General features: G+C 63.1%; 16 protein-coding genes. 7 read left to right on the top strand and 9 right to left on the bottom strand.

The window, feature by feature from the left end; translation table 11 throughout:
• Positions 1-7: 7 nt before the first annotated feature.
• The 3 genes from pabB to CH256_RS17720 all read right to left on the bottom strand — a co-directional run bounded on the left by pabB (position 8) and on the right by CH256_RS17720 (position 3105).
• Positions 8-2080, bottom strand: coding sequence for an aminodeoxychorismate synthase component I (gene pabB / locus CH256_RS17730; RefSeq protein ID WP_094670169.1), 2073 nt, complete (start codon positions 2078-2080; stop codon positions 8-10).
• Positions 2081-2090: 10 nt separating this feature from the next.
• Positions 2091-2486: a chorismate mutase family protein gene (locus CH256_RS17725; protein WP_082898863.1), complete on the bottom strand. Its 396-nt coding sequence runs from the start codon at positions 2484-2486 to the stop codon at positions 2091-2093.
• A gap of 280 nt (positions 2487-2766) precedes the next feature.
• Positions 2767-3105: an RNA polymerase-binding protein RbpA gene (locus CH256_RS17720; protein WP_027497120.1), complete on the bottom strand. Its 339-nt coding sequence runs from the start codon at positions 3103-3105 to the stop codon at positions 2767-2769.
• Positions 3106-3297: 192 nt separating this feature from the next.
• Here CH256_RS17720 and CH256_RS17715 point away from each other — a divergent pair, with 192 nt between their 5' ends.
• From CH256_RS17715 to CH256_RS17705, 3 genes are all read left to right on the top strand, one after another.
• Positions 3298-3630 carry a hypothetical protein gene (locus CH256_RS17715; RefSeq protein ID WP_068051195.1) on the top strand — a complete coding sequence of 111 codons (333 nt, stop codon included), beginning with the start codon at positions 3298-3300 and terminating at the stop codon, positions 3628-3630.
• A gap of 91 nt (positions 3631-3721) precedes the next feature.
• Positions 3722-4177 (top strand): tellurite resistance TerB family protein, encoded by a 456-nt coding sequence (locus tag CH256_RS17710; protein WP_094670168.1) that lies wholly within the window; start codon positions 3722-3724, stop codon positions 4175-4177.
• 211 nt (positions 4178-4388) lie between these two features.
• Positions 4389-6062 carry a cation:proton antiporter family protein gene (locus CH256_RS17705; protein WP_094670167.1) on the top strand — a complete coding sequence of 558 codons (1674 nt, stop codon included), beginning with the start codon at positions 4389-4391 and terminating at the stop codon, positions 6060-6062.
• Between the two features lie 437 nt (positions 6063-6499).
• On the opposite strand, the gene CH256_RS17700 is transcribed toward CH256_RS17705, so the two are convergent.
• The 5 genes from CH256_RS17700 to CH256_RS17680 form a co-directional block, all read right to left on the bottom strand.
• Entirely contained in the window at positions 6500-7339 is an 840-nt protein-coding gene (locus tag CH256_RS17700; RefSeq protein ID WP_094670166.1) for an SDR family NAD(P)-dependent oxidoreductase, read from the bottom strand.
• On the bottom strand, positions 7336-7680 hold the full coding sequence (locus tag CH256_RS17695) for a nuclear transport factor 2 family protein (protein WP_255183147.1): 345 nt from the start codon (positions 7678-7680) through the stop codon (positions 7336-7338). The genes CH256_RS17700 and CH256_RS17695 overlap by 4 nt, the downstream gene beginning before the upstream one ends.
• A 75-nt stretch (positions 7681-7755) precedes the next feature.
• Positions 7756-8907 carry a GNAT family N-acetyltransferase gene (locus tag CH256_RS17690; protein WP_094670165.1) on the bottom strand — a complete coding sequence of 384 codons (1152 nt, stop codon included), beginning with the start codon at positions 8905-8907 and terminating at the stop codon, positions 7756-7758.
• 47 nt (positions 8908-8954) lie between these two features.
• The gene (locus CH256_RS17685; RefSeq protein WP_082898621.1) at positions 8955-9536 is read right to left on the bottom strand and encodes a hypothetical protein; all 582 of its coding nucleotides are present in this window, start codon (positions 9534-9536) and stop codon (positions 8955-8957) included.
• A 185-nt stretch (positions 9537-9721) separates the two neighbouring features.
• The gene (locus tag CH256_RS17680) at positions 9722-10195 is read right to left on the bottom strand and encodes a hypothetical protein (RefSeq protein ID WP_094670164.1); all 474 of its coding nucleotides are present in this window, start codon (positions 10193-10195) and stop codon (positions 9722-9724) included.
• Positions 10196-10275: 80 nt separating this feature from the next.
• Between CH256_RS17680 and CH256_RS17675 the strand changes: the two genes are divergently transcribed.
• The 4 genes from CH256_RS17675 to helR all read left to right on the top strand — a co-directional run bounded on the left by CH256_RS17675 (position 10276) and on the right by helR (position 16336).
• Positions 10276-10764, top strand: a complete 489-nt coding sequence (locus CH256_RS17675; RefSeq protein ID WP_094670163.1) for a hypothetical protein — start codon at positions 10276-10278, stop codon at positions 10762-10764.
• 2 nt (positions 10765-10766) lie between these two features.
• A complete protein-coding gene (locus CH256_RS17670) occupies positions 10767-11156 on the top strand; it encodes a transcriptional regulator (RefSeq protein WP_068047274.1) in 390 nt (129 codons plus the stop codon).
• 605 nt (positions 11157-11761) lie between these two features.
• Positions 11762-13957 (top strand): sensor domain-containing protein, encoded by a 2196-nt coding sequence (locus tag CH256_RS17655; protein WP_094670160.1) that lies wholly within the window; start codon positions 11762-11764, stop codon positions 13955-13957.
• Positions 13958-14188: 231 nt separating this feature from the next.
• Complete coding sequence (gene helR / locus CH256_RS17650) at positions 14189-16336, top strand: RNA polymerase recycling motor ATPase HelR (protein ID WP_094670159.1); 2148 nt, start codon at positions 14189-14191, stop codon at positions 16334-16336.
• Here helR and CH256_RS17645 read toward each other — a convergent pair.
• Positions 16333-17226 carry a LysR family transcriptional regulator gene (locus CH256_RS17645; RefSeq protein ID WP_094641760.1) on the bottom strand — a complete coding sequence of 298 codons (894 nt, stop codon included), beginning with the start codon at positions 17224-17226 and terminating at the stop codon, positions 16333-16335. The two genes, helR and CH256_RS17645, sit on opposite strands and share 4 nt — an antisense overlap.
• Between the last annotated feature and the right edge of the window lie 28 nt (positions 17227-17254).

Below are 17254 nucleotides of genomic sequence, written 5' to 3'. Positions count from 1 at the left end.
GTGCGCTCTACCCGCTGTTCGCTGTCCGCCCGGTCAACGCCCGGCGCATCGACACGGCTTTGACCATCGTCTCCTCGAACTCCTCGTCGGGATCCGACAGTGCCACGATTGCACCACCCACTCCGTACGTCACTTCGTGCTCGGTGGCCACGATCGTGCGAATGACGATCGAGAAGTCTGCGGTGCCGGTGATCGAGAAGTAACCGATGGCACCCGAGTACACCCCGCGCGGTCCGTCTTCGAGCTTGTCGATGATCGCCATCGTGCGGATCTTCGGGGCTCCTGTCATCGAACCACCGGGAAACGCGGCACGGATACAGTCCGCCGCGGATGCGTCCTCGCGCAGGCGGCCACGAACGGTCGAGACCAATTGGTGCACGGGAGCATAGGTTTCGACATCGAACAGCTTCGGTACGTGAACCGACCCCGGCACGCAGACCTGGGCGAGGTCGTTGCGCACCAGATCCACGATCATCAGATTCTCGGCCTTGTCCTTCTCGTTCGCGACGAGATCGGCCTTGAGCGCGTTGTCTTCTTCCGCCGTGGCTCCGCGGGGACGCGTCCCCTTGATCGGCTTGGACTCGACTACGCGGTCGGCGTCGATGCGCAAGAAGCGTTCCGGAGACGCACTCAACACCGACAGCTCGGGAAACTTCAGCAGCGCACTGTACGGAGTGGGGTTGATTTCACGCATGTACGAGTAGGTGGCGGTCGCGTCGATGGAACCGGCTACGGTCGCCGTGTTGGTCAAACAGACCTCGTACGTCTCACCGGAGCGAATCTCGGCGAGGCACTGGGAAATCAGATCGAGGTAGTGGGCACGGTCGTGGCGTAGACGGGGCTCGAGCGATCGATCTGCTCCGAGCAGGGGAGTGCCCGACGCTGGCGCATCCGCGCGGTCGTTCGGGACTGCCTTTCGAGACAAGCCACGCAGGGTCTCGGTGACAGAGTCGAACCACTGCGCCAACACAGGATCCCCGGGGGTGGTGGCCAACCCCATCAGATACAGGGTGCCGGCTTCATGGTCGAACACCAGCGCGCGATCTGCGAAGACCATCGACGCGTCGGGAGTCGAGGCCGTGTGAACCAGTTGGCCACCGGTATCGGCCTTGAGCTCGTATCCCAGATACCCCACGTAGCCGAGTCCGAAAGCAAACGGTAGGTCGTGTCGAGGGGGAGTGGACCGCTCTCGCAATCGCTCGTCGATGTAGTCGAAGAATGTCGAGTGGATGCGCTCGGTCGTACCGTCGGCACCTTGCACGGTCACCGTGGTCTCGGCAACCGAGTAGGTCACGTACTCCGCATGAGGACCCGAGCAGTCGCCCATGACGGTGAATCTGCAGTCGGGTTCGAGAGCCGCGCTACCGTCCAGCCAGAAACTCTTCGAGCCGTCCGCGAAAAGAGCGTCGAATACCTGCTCGGAGTCGAAAGTCTCGTCGAGCGAACGTGTTTCGATGGTGAAGATCGAATCCTGAGTCCGTGCGGCGCTCGATGCGGCCGATTGAGCCAGTGTCAGATCGCGGAAGTTGGCGAGTAGTTCGCGGCCGTATTCGGTACTGATCGACTCGGGATGGAACTGAACGCCCCACATGGGCTTGCTCCGGTGCCGCACGGCCATGACCAGTCCGTCGGGCGTCCATGCGACTTCCTCGAAGTCGGCAGGGGTGCGGGTCACCACGAGCGAGTGATACCGCACCACCGAGTAGGGCGAGGGGATTCCGGCGAACAGGTCCACGCCGGAATGAGTGATGTCGGTGATCCTGCCGTGCATCGGCGCGGGCGCGAGATCGACACTGCCACCGAACAGATGGCACAGACCCTGATGCCCGAGGCACACGCCGAGTATCGGTAGACCGGACTCGAGTATCACGCGAGAACTGATCCCGAAGTCCTGCTCCACATCGGGCCGCCCTGGACCGGGTGAGATCACGACGTTGTCGAAAGCCTCGAAATCCAAAGACGTCCACTCGACGTCGTTCTTGACCACCGTCGGCGGCCGTCCGTTCACCTCGGTGAGAAGGCTGTACAGGTTGTAGGTGAACGAATCGTAATTGTCCACCAGGAGCGTATGAATCGTCATCGGCGTGCTTCTACCGTTTCCTGTCGAGGCCCGGCCCGGGCGTCGGAGAATCGATGATCGAATCCTCGACGCGACATGCCTCTGCAATCATCGTTCGGTACAGATCTTCGAGAAAGTCGGGGGACATCCCATTGGCCGACGCGAATTCTCTCGCTCGCTCTGTCACCAATCCGACACGGCCTGGTTGCATCATCGGAATGGCGTGTTCTCGTTTTACGTGTGCAACACGTACACACACATCGATGCGGTCTCGAATTGCAGCGCGCAGAACTTCGTCGATTCCGTCCAACTCGCGCCTCAACTCCGCAAGCTTCTGCTCGCCGACTGCGCGATGGCCTTCCGATTCCGCTTCGGAGGCCGCCGTGCGCAAAGCGTCGGTCGAGCGCTGATCAGAATCCTGGCTCACGAGTTATTGCCCCCTGATTTTTCGAGTGCGATGCCGCTGTTTATCGGTATTGTCCGACAACTGTTACGGCGACCGTTCACGAATCGTCCACTTGTGTGACAACCGATACTCGATGATGGCACCTCGGACAGCCACCTCGCCACTCGATCGTATTGGAATAGCTGGTCAGGCGACAATGAATGCAACAAAGGTCCGCGAAAACATCCGATAAGTTCGATATACATAAAAAAACTGCACCGCCGGATTGTTTCCAATCAGGCGGTGCAGAGTGCGGTGAACGTCATGCGCCGCGGCGCTTGACCTTCAGCAGGTCCAAACGCTCTTTCAGAAGCTCCTCGAGCTCGTCGACCGAACGACGCTCGAGCAGCATGTCCCAGTGCGTACGGGGAGGCTTGACTTTCTTGGCCTCCGGCGCGGTTCCCTCGATCAGCGACCCTTCCAGACCGTTGCGGCAAGCCCAGGTTCCGGGAATCTCGGCATCGTCGGCGAACGGTACGTCGAACTCCTCGCCGTTGTCGCACCGGTAGCGCGCAACGCGGCGGGGTGCCAGGTCGTGATCACGGTCGGTCTCGTAGCTGACCGCTCCCAGTCGGCTACCTCGAAGTACACGATCTGCCATGGTGAAGTCCTCTCCATCGATAGTAGGTACGTGCGTCGAAGCCATCCGTCGACATCGAACTACACCGTCTACCCACTGATCTACAACGTCGCCGCGCGTCGGTTCGTTCCCGGGCCGATGAGTCCCGGTGCGATCCCATCGGCGCAGCTTATCGGGCGATCTTACCTCGCGGCCGCAGTAGGCTGAACAACCATGTCCGCCAGAACCCGCCGCGACCAGACATGCGCCTGGTGCGGGCGCCCGGTCGCCGACACAGGAACCGGCCGTAAGCGGCGGTACTGCCGTCAATCGTGCCGTCAGCGAGCCTACGAGCAGCGCAGCGCGACGAAAGGGACGTCGATTCCCGACGACGCCGTCGTGCTGACCGCGGAGGAGGTGTCGGCCGTGGCAGACAGAGCGTTCGAGGTTCGGTGTGCCGCCGAGGACGTCAGCACGGCGGTGGCGGAAGGTGCCGACGCTGCGGAACTGCACCGACTGTGCGCCGAGCTGTTGGCCAAAGCTCATGACGCAGAGCGACTGCGCTGAACTGCGGTTCCTTACTCGTTCACCGACTCCATGGACAATGGTCGTACCGCCCGCGCGACTGCGCAGGCGGTACGACCTAGTGAGGAGCTCCATGGCGTTCTGGGATCAACTCAAATCCAAGGCACAGGAATTGAACGGCCAGCTGCAGACCAAGACCAGCCAGTTCAAGAACAAGGAATTCGCCAACGGCAGCATGGCCATGTGTGCCCTGATCGCGGCGGCGGACGGCACCATCGATCCTGCCGAGCGCCAGAAGACGGCATCACTGATCGCCGGCAACGAGGCTCTGAGAGTGTTCGAGCCCGACCAGCTTCGGCAGAAGTTCGACTGGTACTGCGACAAGCTGCAGGGAGACTTCGACTTCGGGAAGGTCGAGGCGACAGCCACGATCGGCAAGCTGAAGTCGAAGCCCGACCAGGCACGGGCCGTCATCCAGATCGGCATCATCATCGGCGGCGCGGACGGCCACTTCGACGATCACGAGAAGGCTGCCGTGCGCAATGCGTGCTTCGCAGTCGGAATCGATCCGGCCGAGTTCGAGCTCTGAGTCCTTCCGTACGGAAGGACCGCGGTAGTCGATCGTGCTGACGGCGATCGACGAAGTCATCAGGCGACTTCGTCGATCGCCGTTCTCGTCGGCAGTCGTCCGCTGTGAAATGTGGCGTATGCCGGGATACTAGGGGCACTCCGACGGCTTGTGCCGACGTCGAAAGATCCGTTGGAGATCCGGTTGCAGCCCACCAGCAAAGGGACCGTGCATGACAGTTGCCGCGATCTACCTCGTCATCGCCTTCGGTCTGGGCGGACTTGCCATGGTGGTACGGCTACCTCCCTTGGTCGGGTTTCTCGGTGCCGGTTTCGTCATCAATGCGCTCGATGTCGGTGAGGTGCCCCAGCTCGAGCTGATCGCCGACCTGGGCGTGACACTGCTGTTGTTCGCAATCGGTCTCAAGCTCGACGTTCGTATTCTTCTGCGCCGGGAGGTGTGGCTGACGACATCGGTGCATCTGGTGGCGAGCATCGTGGTCGGTACCACCGTGCTGTGGCTCGCCGCCGTCGCCGGGTTGGCCATGTTGTCCGGCCAAAGTCTGACGACGATAGCGTTGCTCGCATTCGCGATGTCGTTCTCGAGCACAGTGTTCGTGGTCAAGGTTCTGGAAGAGCGAGGGGAGTCGCACGCCCTCTACGGACGGGTGGCGATCGGTGTCCTGGTCATGCAGGACATCGTTGCCGTGGTTTTCCTCACCATAACCAGCGGCTCGCTACCGAGCCCATGGGCGGTGACGCTCGTACTGCTGTGGCCGGTGACGCGGATCCTTCGGAAGATCTGGAGCGGACTCGGCCACGGCGAGATGCAGTCGCTGTTCGGCATCGTGATGGCGCTGGTCCCGGGTTACGCCCTGTTCTCCACCCTGGGGCTCAAGGGGGATCTGGGCGCACTGGTCATCGGCGTGTTGCTGGCATCGCATCCGGCCTCGTCGGAACTGTCACGATCGCTGTTCCACATCAAGGAACTGCTCCTGGTGGGCTTTTTCGTCTCGATCGGTTTGTCCGGGCTGCCGGACCTACCCAGTCTCGGTGTCGCCCTCCTCATGGTGCTTCTGCTGCCACTCAAATCCGTCCTGTACTTGGCGCTGTTCGCCCTGATGAAGTTGCGATATCGGACCGCGCTCCTGGCCGGACTGAGCCTGATGAACTACTCCGAATTCGGCCTGATCGTCGTGTCGGTAGGAGTGACGACCGGCCTACTCGCACCGGCCTGGCTGGTCGAGATGTCGATCGCCGTGGCTTTGAGTTTCGTCGCGTCGGCTCTGGTGAACGGTCGTGGCCACCTGATGGTCGAGAAGATCGCGACCCGTCTACCCGAGCAGGACGAGTCGAGCTTGCATCCCGAGGAACGCTCCGGCGATGCCGGCGACGCCGAGGTGGTCGTGATCGGAATGGGGCGTGTCGGGTTCGCGGCATATCAGCGGCTCACCGATCACTACGGCCTCGATGCCGTAGGAGTCGACTACGACGGGCCTCGCATTCGTCGCCTGGCCGATCAGGGACTACGAGTCATCGAAGGGGACGCAACCGATCTCGATTTCTGGCATCAACTACGGCATTCCGAGTCGGTACGCATTGCCGTGCTCGCGATGCCGCGTCACGGTGCCAATGTCACAGCACTCGCCTGTCTGCGCGAATCCGGATTCAGTGGAACAGTTGCCGCAGTGGCCCGCTACGACGACGAAGTGCAGTGGGCCAAGGAGCACGGCGTCGACATCGCGTTCAATGTCTACGCAGGTGCGGGGTTGGAATTGGCGGATCAGGTGGCCACCACTTCGCCCGATCCCGTCGGCGACGAAAGCGACTCCGACCTCGATACCTCACAGTCCGAGAAGGTCCATCGGCCGACCACGAAACCGGTACCGCTCGACGAGCATCCGTGACCGACCCCGCCTGGAGCATACGAAGGCCAGGGGAGGTACACCGACTCGGCCACTGGACCGCGGCCTACTCGTCCCAACTCCACCCTTGCAAAACGTCACTGTGACGCTTTGGACGGTTGAAGGTGGGGCGAGGGGAATGCAAGAGAGTGACGCAAGCTCCATCTGATTCACACATTTCGTCCAACCGTCGCAAGGAGCTGCCCGTTGGACAACAGCGCCGAGTGTCCGCCGCAGCGCTCGAGTGGGACGTGCACACAGCGTTCGACTCAGTTGCGCCGTGAATGCATGAGCCCACAGGAACCGAACCGCCGCAGCGTCTGTCGACACCCCCTGAACTGCGGCTCCGTTTTGCCGATAATCAACATTATGTCAACTAATCGGAACCCACGGCTATACGTCAGTTACAGCGCAATACCTCTCTATTTCAGCGGGCCTGGCTAGGCGGGGAAATCCGCGCTGCGAGATAGTATTTCGTTCGACCGGATGTCGCTCAGGTTTTCTTCCAGCGCGTCGATCACGGCATCGTATCCGCTGTTGCCCAGGATCAGCCGGTGTGGCGGTGGGTCCTGGGCCATCGCTGCGATCACCGCACGGGCACCGCGATGCGGGTCTCCCGGTTGCACCCCGTTCATGTCGACGAAGGCGGCCCGCACCTTCTCCAGCATCTCGCGGTACTCCGGAATCGCCTCCGCGATGGGCTCGTCGGCGAATCCGGCGTACGCGTTCGTGCGGAATGCGCCCGGTTCGACTGCCAGGACGGAGATGCCGTGCTCGGCGCTTTCCTGGCGGAGCGCGTCGGTGACGGCCTCGATCGCGTATTTCGTGGCGCTGTAGTAGCCGAATCCGGCCGCCGCCAGAAGCCCGGCCACCGAGGACACGTTGACGATCCACCCGCTTCCGCGAGTGCGCATACCTGGTAGCACTGCGCGCGTGACGGACAGCACGGCGAAGAAGTTCAGCTCGAACATCGCCCGTATCGAAGACTCGTCCATTCCCTCGATCGATCCGTACCAGCCTCGACCGGCGTTGTCGACCAGCACGTCGATACTGCCGAAATGCTCCTCGGCCGTGTGCACCGCGCGGAGCACCTGTGCCGCGTCGGTGACATCCATGGGCACGACGAGAACGCGGTCACCGTAACGATCGGCCCACGACACCAATTCCTCCGGACGCCGGGCGGTGAGTACCACGCGGTCCCCCGCCTCCAGCGCCACCTCGGCGTACGCCATGCCGAAACCGCCGGGTGTGCCACCGGTGATGAACCATCGCTTGCTCACGGCTCGATCACCAGCCGCTGGATCAGCGCGCCATCGAGCGTGAAGCGGTAGTGCAGGTCGACGACTCCCCCGGGGAAGTTGCCTTCCAGATGCTGCTCGACGTCGACAGTCGTACCGGTCGTGGTCGCTCCGGTGAACTCGCTCGTGTAGGTGTACTCACTCTCACTGACCGAGGCGATCAGCCAGGCCTCGATCTCGTCTCGGCCCGAGTAGTCGTGGCCCTCGTCGGTTACAACGGCATCCGCGGTGAATACGGTGAGCCCGCGAGCGCCTTGCTTGGAGTCGAGTGCGGTCATGAACTTCTTCACGTTGTCCGGGAGTCCATCCCATTGTGTGGTCATGACCTCACGGTGATGCCTCCCCCAAGGGGAGTGTCAACACCAGGTCCACCCCGGTAAAACACTGCTCACAAATATTCAGACGGATCGTAGAAAACAGCGGGCAGACTCGAGCCGATCGGCGTCGTAGTCCTCCCACTTCGCTGCAGGCACATCCTGACGCCCGACCTCGACGAAACTGCGTTTGGCGAAGAACTCCGCGGCCTCACCGCTGACGGTGACCGCGAACAGGGTCGAGATGCCCTTCGTGCGGCAGACCTCCAACAATCCGTCCATCAACAAGCTGCCTGCTCCCAGTCCGGAGAACTCGGCGACTGTGATCAAACCGGACACTTCGCCGAATCCGGTTCCGGCGTAACGGTCCACCTCGAGTCCGACGATGCCGGCGAGGTGCCCCGTGCGCAGTACCCGAGCTCCGAGCCCACCAACAGCCATCCTGGCAATCTCGATCCGACTGCGCTGCTTGAGAACCCCCTCTCGCACTCCCTGTGCCACCAAAGCCTCGATTGCCGGGAAATCGTCCACCTGTAGCGAGGCCAAGTGCAGGTAGCGGCCTTGGGTCAGGACGGTCCCCCGGCCGTCGAATGTGAACAGCTCGAATTCGAGATCCTCAGCACGACAGAGGTTTACGCTGTATGCACCACCGGCAAGTGCTGCCTCGGCGGCTGGGGGGAAATCGTCGAGCCCCCGTTCGGCCAGGTGGGCGACCAGGCGCTCGCGGTGCAGGTCGATGTCGGCGAAGCTACGAGGAGGATTACCCCAGCCCCCGCCCGGATCGGTCAGAACCATTTTCGATGCCCGCACGCTCGCAGACACAGTGCCGGCAGTGCGCGCGACAGCGGCCGCCTCCGCCCCGATCACGACGCATTCCGAGTCCGCGATTGCGAGCCACAGACGGGCGACGGACTCGTCGTTCCAGACAGTCGCACCGTTCATGGCCACACCACCGACTGCAGCGGTGACTTCCGGAGCATGGTCGGCCGGAACCACGAATATGAATCGCGTGTCGCCAGTGCCGAACTCGCCGACCGTCCGTTCCACTGCCTCCAGAGCCGCGACGCTCACCATGGGCAGGGCGATCACGATCGTGACCCCGCGGAACTCCTCGACGAAGAAGTCGCGCTCGGCAACAGGCACCCCGCTGGACGTCAGCTCTACCGCCGCCTCGCGCGGGACCGCTGGTCGCGGCCGCAATTTCCGGGGGTTGGCGCGCAGATCGTGGTTCGTCATGGTGGGTCCCAGTGTGGACTGTCGACTCACACCCCGCAACGTCCGAATCAGTAGGTGTAGTTGATATCTCGGGAGAACGTGAATCCGCCCGTGGGTGCGGTACACCCGATTATGTCGTCGGGCCCGGACCGGCACACCACGTCCTCGACCGACAGCACCTGGCCGAACTCGAGTATTGGGGCGTTCGCATCCACGTAGATGCCCTGTGTCGTGCACATGCTTTCCGAGCCCGCCGCGGTTACGCGAACAGCGACCTTGTCGTTCTCTGCGTTCGAGCATTGCGGTCCGTCGAAATGATTTCTGCCGTCCACGGCCTGACATCCCACTCGCCCCTCGGGCCCGTCGGCGTCCCAGATGCCGCAGTGAATGTTGCCCGTCGGCGACGTGAAGTTGTATTTGTCACTCCCCGTCCGGAACGTCACGGGATCGACGTTGCCTGGTTCGTCTCCCGACGGCTGCAAGATCGCACCACCACCCGGCACCAGGTCCGCTGCTTCCTCCGGCGTTCGCGTCGGCGGAGCGACTGCCGATTCCTGTGGGGATTCGGCCTCGAGCCGAGTCGGCGGCTCGGCCACAACCGACGACTCGGTAGTCGTCCCCGCGGGCGACGTCGTCGTCTCAGCGGGCATACGCGTCGTGTCCGGCGCGGCACTGGTGTCCGAATCGCCACTCGCACAACCACCTAGGGCCAATCCGCACACAGCCGCGACCAGAACAACTGACTTCCGAGCAATTGTCACGTTTTCTCTTTTCTCTTTCGAGTCGACATGAAGACGTCACGGCTCTCGCCCGCCGGGAGCCGGTTCGGCGCTGTTCAGCGGGCCGGCACCTCGAAGGTGGTGCTAGGTGTATGCGCGGCACTCGTTCTGAAGGTGACCGTGAGCGGACCCTCCCCTGTCTCGATGTCCACGTAAGGGTTTGCCACATTGGGGCCCTGGAACCGCCAGCTCGCCACCCGCTGCTCGGCGGTTCCACTGAGTCCGGTGTCGTGGTTACGCCAATCCGCATAGATGCTCAGATAGCACTCGTAGTCGGCTGATCCTGCCCATGCCGGGCTGTACAGGTGGGTGGTGAAATTCGCACGAATCTCGTTGGGCGCGTAGCCGCTCTGGACATTCACATCGACGGTACCGCCGAGACATTGGGGAACCTCGGCGAGCGTGTAAATCCGTTGTTGCGGCGAGAAGTATCTCTCCTGGGCACCGGCTTGCGCGGCGCTGGTACCGATCACGGCTGTGAGCGCGCTGGCGAGGACGAGTGAACGAGTGACGACCGGATGCTTCTTCATGACCCTCCATGGATGTGCGCGGTGTACTTTCAGGAGTCAACGTAACACTTGCCTAGACGGAAAGTGTTAGAGTTGCCAACATGGAAAGCAATCAGTCGCCGGACGACGTGCGCGATCTGCTGGGTGCGCTCCACGCCGATCGCGTCTGCCTCGCAGATCGTCTCGCTGCACCGTCCTGGTTCTACCCGGTCTTCGCCGCCGTGACCGCTCTGCACATAGGAACGCCGGTATTGCCGGACAGCAACGTGGGTGCCGCATTCGCCGCCCTCCCGGTGGCAGCAGCCGCGACATTGGCTCTGCTCTACCCCCGGATATCCGGGGTGCGACCGGCGGCAGTAGGCATGGTGGGATGGGGTGTTCTCATCGGGCTCCTGGTGAGTGTGCTCGGCTTGTTGAGCGTGTCCTACGGTGTGGTGGCGTCGCGGTCTGCGTGGTGGGTACTTCTGCCGCAGGCCGTGTGCTTTGTCGTCGTGCTGTTCGGCGGTCGTCTGTTCGACGGCGTGTACCGAACCCATCTGCACGCTGGAGGCATCCGGCAGCTCACCGGCCGCCGGTCCAGGAGTAACTGATCGTGACCGAAGATCCCGGTGTCGGACCGAAATTCGATTCCGTCATCCATGCTCCAATCCGCTTGCGCGTCTGCGGAATTCTGCGGCGAATCGACGAAATCGACTTCGCGGTCATACGCGACACACTCGAGATCAGCGACGCGTCGCTGTCGAAACATCTCAAAGCGCTCTCCGACGCGGGCTACGTCTCGATGAAGAAGACTGCGTCGCTGTCACGTTCGGACTCGAGGAGAGTGACGTGGGTGAAGCTGACAGGTGCCGGACGGGAAGCGTTCGATTCTCATATCGCCGAGCTTCTTGTCATCGCCCACGGCCACCCGGAACCATCGCCGTCGCGACCACCCCTCGTGACGTGGAGTCCGACCTTCGGTGCCACCCCCGAATTGGGCTGAACTGCATGTCACCGGGTGCAATTTCCACCACCCAGCATCCGAACGAACCGCCGCTGGTACCGTCGACGCCGAGCCTGAATCCGATCACCGCCATCGGCGACGACAGACTGCCCGTTGTCCGACCGGCACAGCCATCAGCTGGGGTCGGCCGCACAACGACGAATCGCCCCACTCCCCTGCACTCTGTGCTCACGTCGATCGGCTGACCGTGATCATCAACGGCGACAACCACTTCGGGGACGAGGTCGCACATCCATTCGTCGCTCGCATTCGTGTCGGGCAGCGTTCGTGCCGAACAGCGGACGGTCGTGCGGTGCTCGGGGTTGTTCGGATCGACAGTGATCGGCGTCGAACAGACGTACAAGGTGTGCGGTGAACGGCGCGACGACCTGCCTGGCTTACGACAAGTCCTGGCCGACAGATTCGAGCAGGTAGAGGTCACGATGGTGGGAAATGTGGCGTTCTTCGTCGCTCGACATCCCATCGAGGCACGACAACGGACAGACTGATACCCGGCGCGGACTGTTCGGGCACACTGACCACGAACGACGAATAACATGGACCCGGAGCCGCACGTATCCCGGCCCACACGGATCGGAGGGCCGATGTTCGATCTCCCGGGCGATCCGGTGAGTCTTCGATCCTTCCTGGAACGCTCCCCTGATTTCGTTGCGCTGTCCGATTTCACGGGGAAGATTCTGTACATCAATCCGGCGGGTTCGGAGCTGATCGGGGTCACGGACGTGGCCGATATCGGCCAGCTGTCGGCTTTGGATCTGCTGACTTCCAACGGACTCGATCTCACCGACGACATCGCCGCCGGTCTGCTCTCCGAAGGCAAGTGGGAGGGCTACTGCGAGCTGCGCCATCACGTGACCGGTACCGGCATGCCGGTCGTGGTGTCTTCCTATGTGATCAGTCGTGACGACGGTGGCCCCGACGTGGTCGTATCCACCATCAGGCACCGACACACGGTGGAACAGCGCAGTGCCAGGATGGCGGCCGACGCGGTGATCGCCGGTCGTCACGCGCTGGAGCAGAAGGCTCTCGCCGATCTGAGCCGATTCGCCGTCATCGCCGAGCTACCCAGGTTGCTCACCGCAGCAACCGACACGGCCGCCACCTTGATCGGCGTGGGCAACTCCGCCATCGCCCATCTCGAGCACCCGACCGATCCGTACTTGACCATGGACGCGGCCAGCGGTGCACTCGGCTTGCGTCAGAACGTTCCGTCCGGGAACGGTTCGTTGGTGGGATTCGTCCTGACGCTCTCGGAGCCTGTCGTGTGCAACGACAGTCACGCCGAGAAGCGTTTCCGTACCGACACGATGCTCTCTCTCGGCCTCCGCAGCGGCGTCGGAGTCCCCATCTTCACCGCCGCCGGAAAAGCATGGGGAGTTCTTTCCATCCACAGCGCCGAGGCCCGCCTCTATCGTGACGAAGAAGTGTCGTTTCTCAGTTCGGTGGCCGGCATCGTATCCGCGGCGATCCGACGGATCGACCTCGAACTCCAACTGCGACGACGTAGCACGCACGACGCCCTGACCGGTCTGCCGAACCGTACCCTCGCGTACGAGGTCATAGATTCGGCGTTGGACCGCGCCAGACAACAGTCAGGCACCGTAGCACTGCTTCTACTCGACATCGACGACTTCAAGATCATCAACGACAGCCTGGGACACGACGCCGGGGACAGAGCGTTGGTCAAGTTCGTCGAACGGCTCGCCTCGGCCATCAGAGACGCCGACACCATCGCGCGCCTGGGCGGAGACGAATTCTTGATCGTCTGCGAAGGCGTCGACAGCGTTGCTCACGCGGAGGAACTCGCTCGAAACATCTCGAGTTCCATCGCCGTTCCTTTCTCCGCCGAAGACGTGCCCATCCCCTTGAGCGCCAGCATCGGTATCGCGGTGTCCGAACCTGATTCGAGTCGGCACGAGCTTATCCACCGCGCCGACTTGGCCATGTACCGCGCAAAAGACAGTGGTACCGGTGGGCACGCAGTGTTCGATCCCACCGATCTCTACGATGCGGATCGCATCAGGTCGCTGTCGATCGATCTCCGAGCGGCGCTGCTCGCCGATGAACTCACTCTCGCCTACCAACCGTTGGTGGACATCGCCACCCGGAAGATCGTTGCCGTGGAGGCGCTCGCCCGCTGGAATCACCGCGAACTCGGGCCCATCGAACCGAGCGAGTTCGTCGGAGTCGCCGAAAGAACTGGTCTTGCAACTCCTTTGGGCGCGTGGGCGCTGCGTACTGCATGCACCGCCGCGGCGCGGTGGCGAACGTTCTCCGACATCGTGGTCCGCGTCAACGTCAGCGCGCTTCAACTCCGCGATCCCGATTTTCCCACCGAGGTCGCCTCGGTACTGGAAGAGACGGGACTGCCTGCCTTCGCTCTCGGCCTCGAGGTGACCGAAACCGTGTGGGTCGCCGACACCGAACGGGTCGCCGACACCGTCTCCGCCCTGCACGCCATGGGGGTGGCTCTCTTGCTCGACGATATGGGCAAAGGCCACAGCTCCATGTCGTATCTCGACCGCTACCCCATGTTCGAGTGCTTCAAGATCGACAAGTCGTACATAGCCCGGCTGCCGGCCCCTCGGGCACGTGCGATCGTCTCGGCAATCGTCTCGCTCGCCCGCGCATTCGACGTCACCGTCGTCGGCGAGGGAGTCGAAACCGAGGAGCAACTCGACGCACTGGCCGCCACCGGCTGCGACTTCGCGCAGGGATACCTCTTGGGTCGGCCGGTCGGTGCCGGAGCCATCGCCGATCTGCTTCTCGGCGATCGATGAACCCCCACCACGAGGGCAAGTTCGTGGGCCGCGCACCTGTGGCCTGATCCTGACTTCGAATCATTCGATGCACAGCCGGTTTCGTCGGCATTGGTGTCTGGGGACTGGATCGAAAGGGACCGTTACTTCCTGGCCCCTTTCAATGTATAGCGCACCCAGGGGCTTGCGGCAAGACCCCGTACAGGGCTCAGAATTGCACGCTGCAGCCACGTAGCAATCGATCGGAGTCCTGTGAAACATGCGTACCCGAGTGTTTTCGACCTACCCGACAATCTCGCGCGCAAGCGTGACTCGGCATTGATCGGCCAAGACGAGCAACACTTTTCAGCTATTCGCTCGAGTATCGAGAAGTCTCGTCTCGACACGTCGGCACGGCTGGAGGCAGCACAGAAGTCGTCGGGCCGAATGGGCCGAGAAGTGATGGAACGCGACTTCGAGATACACCGCTTGGGCGGCCGCCTCCGTTCACTGCGTCGGTACGGAGTCGATCTGTGCCTGGGTCGCGTCGTGACCACCGACGCGGACGAGCCGGTATACATCGGACGACTCGGACTGCTGGGAACCGCGGGCGAGCAACTCCTCGTCGACTGGCGCTCCCCCGCAGCCGAACCGTTCTTCGGTGCTACTCACGCCAATCCCATGGGGCTGCGAAGTCGTCGTCGATACAGGTGGACGAACGGCACCATCACCGACTACTGGGACGAGGTGTTCGATCTGACCGGACCGATCTCCGATGCTGCGCTGGACGATCAGTCCGCCTTCATCGCCAGTCTGGGTGCGGCGCGTTCACCTCGGATGCGCGACGTGCTGGGCACCGTCCAGGCAGATCAGGATGCGATCATTCGGTCGGACGCCCGCGGCGCGCTGGTCGTCGACGGTGGTCCTGGAACCGGGAAAACCGTCGTCGCCCTGCATCGCACCGCGTATCTGCTGTACACGGAGACGCGTCTCGGACACAGCCGCGGCGGCGTGCTGTTCGTCGGCCCACACGAGCCGTACCTCGCTTACGTTTCCGACGTCCTACCGAGTCTGGGCGAGGACGGTGTGCAGACCTGTACTCTTCGAGATCTCGTCGCCGAAGGAACGAACGCGATCGACGAGACGAATCCTTCTGTCGCGCAATTGAAGGCGACCGAGAGCATGAGCGTGGCGATCGAAGCGGGCGTTGCGTTCTACGAGCAGCCACCGACTCGGACCATGATCGTGGAGACCGAATGGGCCGATCTGACATTGACTGCGGCCGATTGGGCCGAGGCCTTCGAGGCACCCGACCCCGGCACTCCACACAACGAGGCTCGTGAACAGGTTTGGGAATTGCTGCTGACGATTCTGATGGACCGCTACGACGGCGACGAGGCCCCGACCGACATACGAAAGTCACTGCAGAACAACGAGTCTCTGCGCGCGGAGCTGGAACGATCCTGGACGATCATCGATGCTCCCGACCTCGTCGCAGACCTGTGGAGCGTGCCGGCGTACCTTCGTTCGTGCGCACCATGGCTCGCCCCCGAGGACGTCCGCGCACTACAACGACCCGATCCGACGCGATGGACGGTGGCCGATCTCCCGCTGCTCGACGCCGCACGAATGCGGCTGGGAGATCCTGAACATGCACGGCGCATTCGGCGTCGGGAGCTGGCAGCTGTACACGAGCGCGCGCGAATGGACCGCGTCGTCGATGAACTCATGGCCGCCGACGACGACGAGATGATGGCTGCGCAGTTGCGGCAGGATGGGATTCGCGATGCGCTCGTCGATTCGGCGGGCTTCGAGGAGATCCCGTCGGATCCGTTGTCGGGGCCGTTCGCACACATCGTCGTCGACGAGGCGCAAGAATTGACCGACGCCCAGTGGCAGATGGTCCTGCGCCGGTGCCCGTCGGGCAGCATCACCATCGTCGGAGACCGCGCGCAAGCGCGTCTGGGATTCGCCGAGTCCTGGCGCGAACGACTTCGACGGGTCGGACTCGACCGGGTCAGGATTGCCACCCTCGGCGTCAATTACCGCACCCCGCAGGAAGTCATGGCCGAAGCCGAGCCGGTGATCCGCGCGGCGCTGCCGGACGCGAATGTCCCGGTCTCCATCCGCAGTACCGGAGTGCCCGTCGAGTACGGAGACACGGCAGAGCTGGCGTCGATACTCGATCGCTGGCTGGAGTCGAACAACGACGGAATCGCCTGCGTCATCGGCGATCCCACGTTTGTCCCGTCGGAGCGCATCCGCTCGCTGACACCACAGTCGTCGAAGGGCCTCGAATTCGACCTGGTCGTACTCATCGACCCGGATTCGTTCGGCTCAGGAACAGCCGGTGCCGTCGACAGGTACGTGGCCATGACACGAGCGACCGGACATCTGGTCGTTCTGACCACTCAGCGCTAGGCCGCACCGAGGACGCCCAGCACGGCATGAATTGCCGGGCTGGCATCAGCGCTGCGCCGCCACGCGGCCTGCACCTCACGAGCGGGAGCGCGCTCGAGCGGAACCGCGACTAGACCGGCACCGAGCACCGGACGCGCGAGGCGAGGAACGAGAGCGAGCACGTCGTCCGCTTCGACCAGCGCGAGTTGCGTGGAGAAATCATCGACGAGATGGCGAACATCGATCTCGGCGGATGTCTCGGCGAACAGCCGCCGAAACCACTGGTGACAGACCGTCCCGGCCGGGCTCGTCACCCACGGGTACCGGGCGAGTTCCGCATGGGTCAACGCGGTCTCGCGTCGGGCGAGAGGGTGGGTTCGCTTCATGATCACGTCGCCGAAGTCCAGGTGAATCGGTTGGCGAACGACCGAGGGAGGAGCGGGTGCCGATACCCCGTCTGCATCGTGCACCAGCGCCAAATCTGCGGTCCCGGCATAGACGCTGTGCAGTGCACGATCCGGATCCTCCTCGCTGATGTGCACCGTCAGATCGGGATACCGTCGGTCCAGCTCGATCAGCGCGGGAGCCACCAATCCACGCACCGCGGTCGAGAAGCCGACCAACCGAACGACCCCACGAGCGACGCCCCCGTCGGCGGATCGAGCGGCCTCGACGCAGCGTTCCAGAGCGTCGAACACCTCCCCCGCGGACTCGACCACCGCCCGACCTGCGGGGGTGAGCACCACGCCTCTGCCTGCCTGTGCCAGTACCGGGGTGCCGATCTGCCGTTCGAGTCGTTTGATCTGCTGGGAGATCGCCGAGGAGGTGTAGCCGAGCTCGTCGGCGGCCCGCGCAAGAGTGCCGAGTGCAGCCACAGCGCGCAGTGCGTGCAGGGCGCTGGTATCGATCATGAAGGAACAGTACGCAGTAATGCCGAAA

The sequence above is a fragment of the Rhodococcus sp. 05-2254-6 genome (genome assembly GCF_002258565.1).
Lineage (GTDB): Bacteria > Actinomycetota > Actinomycetes > Mycobacteriales > Mycobacteriaceae > Rhodococcoides.
The sequence above is the reverse complement of the archived record's forward strand: the minus strand, read 5'-3'. Positions and strand labels throughout refer to the sequence as shown.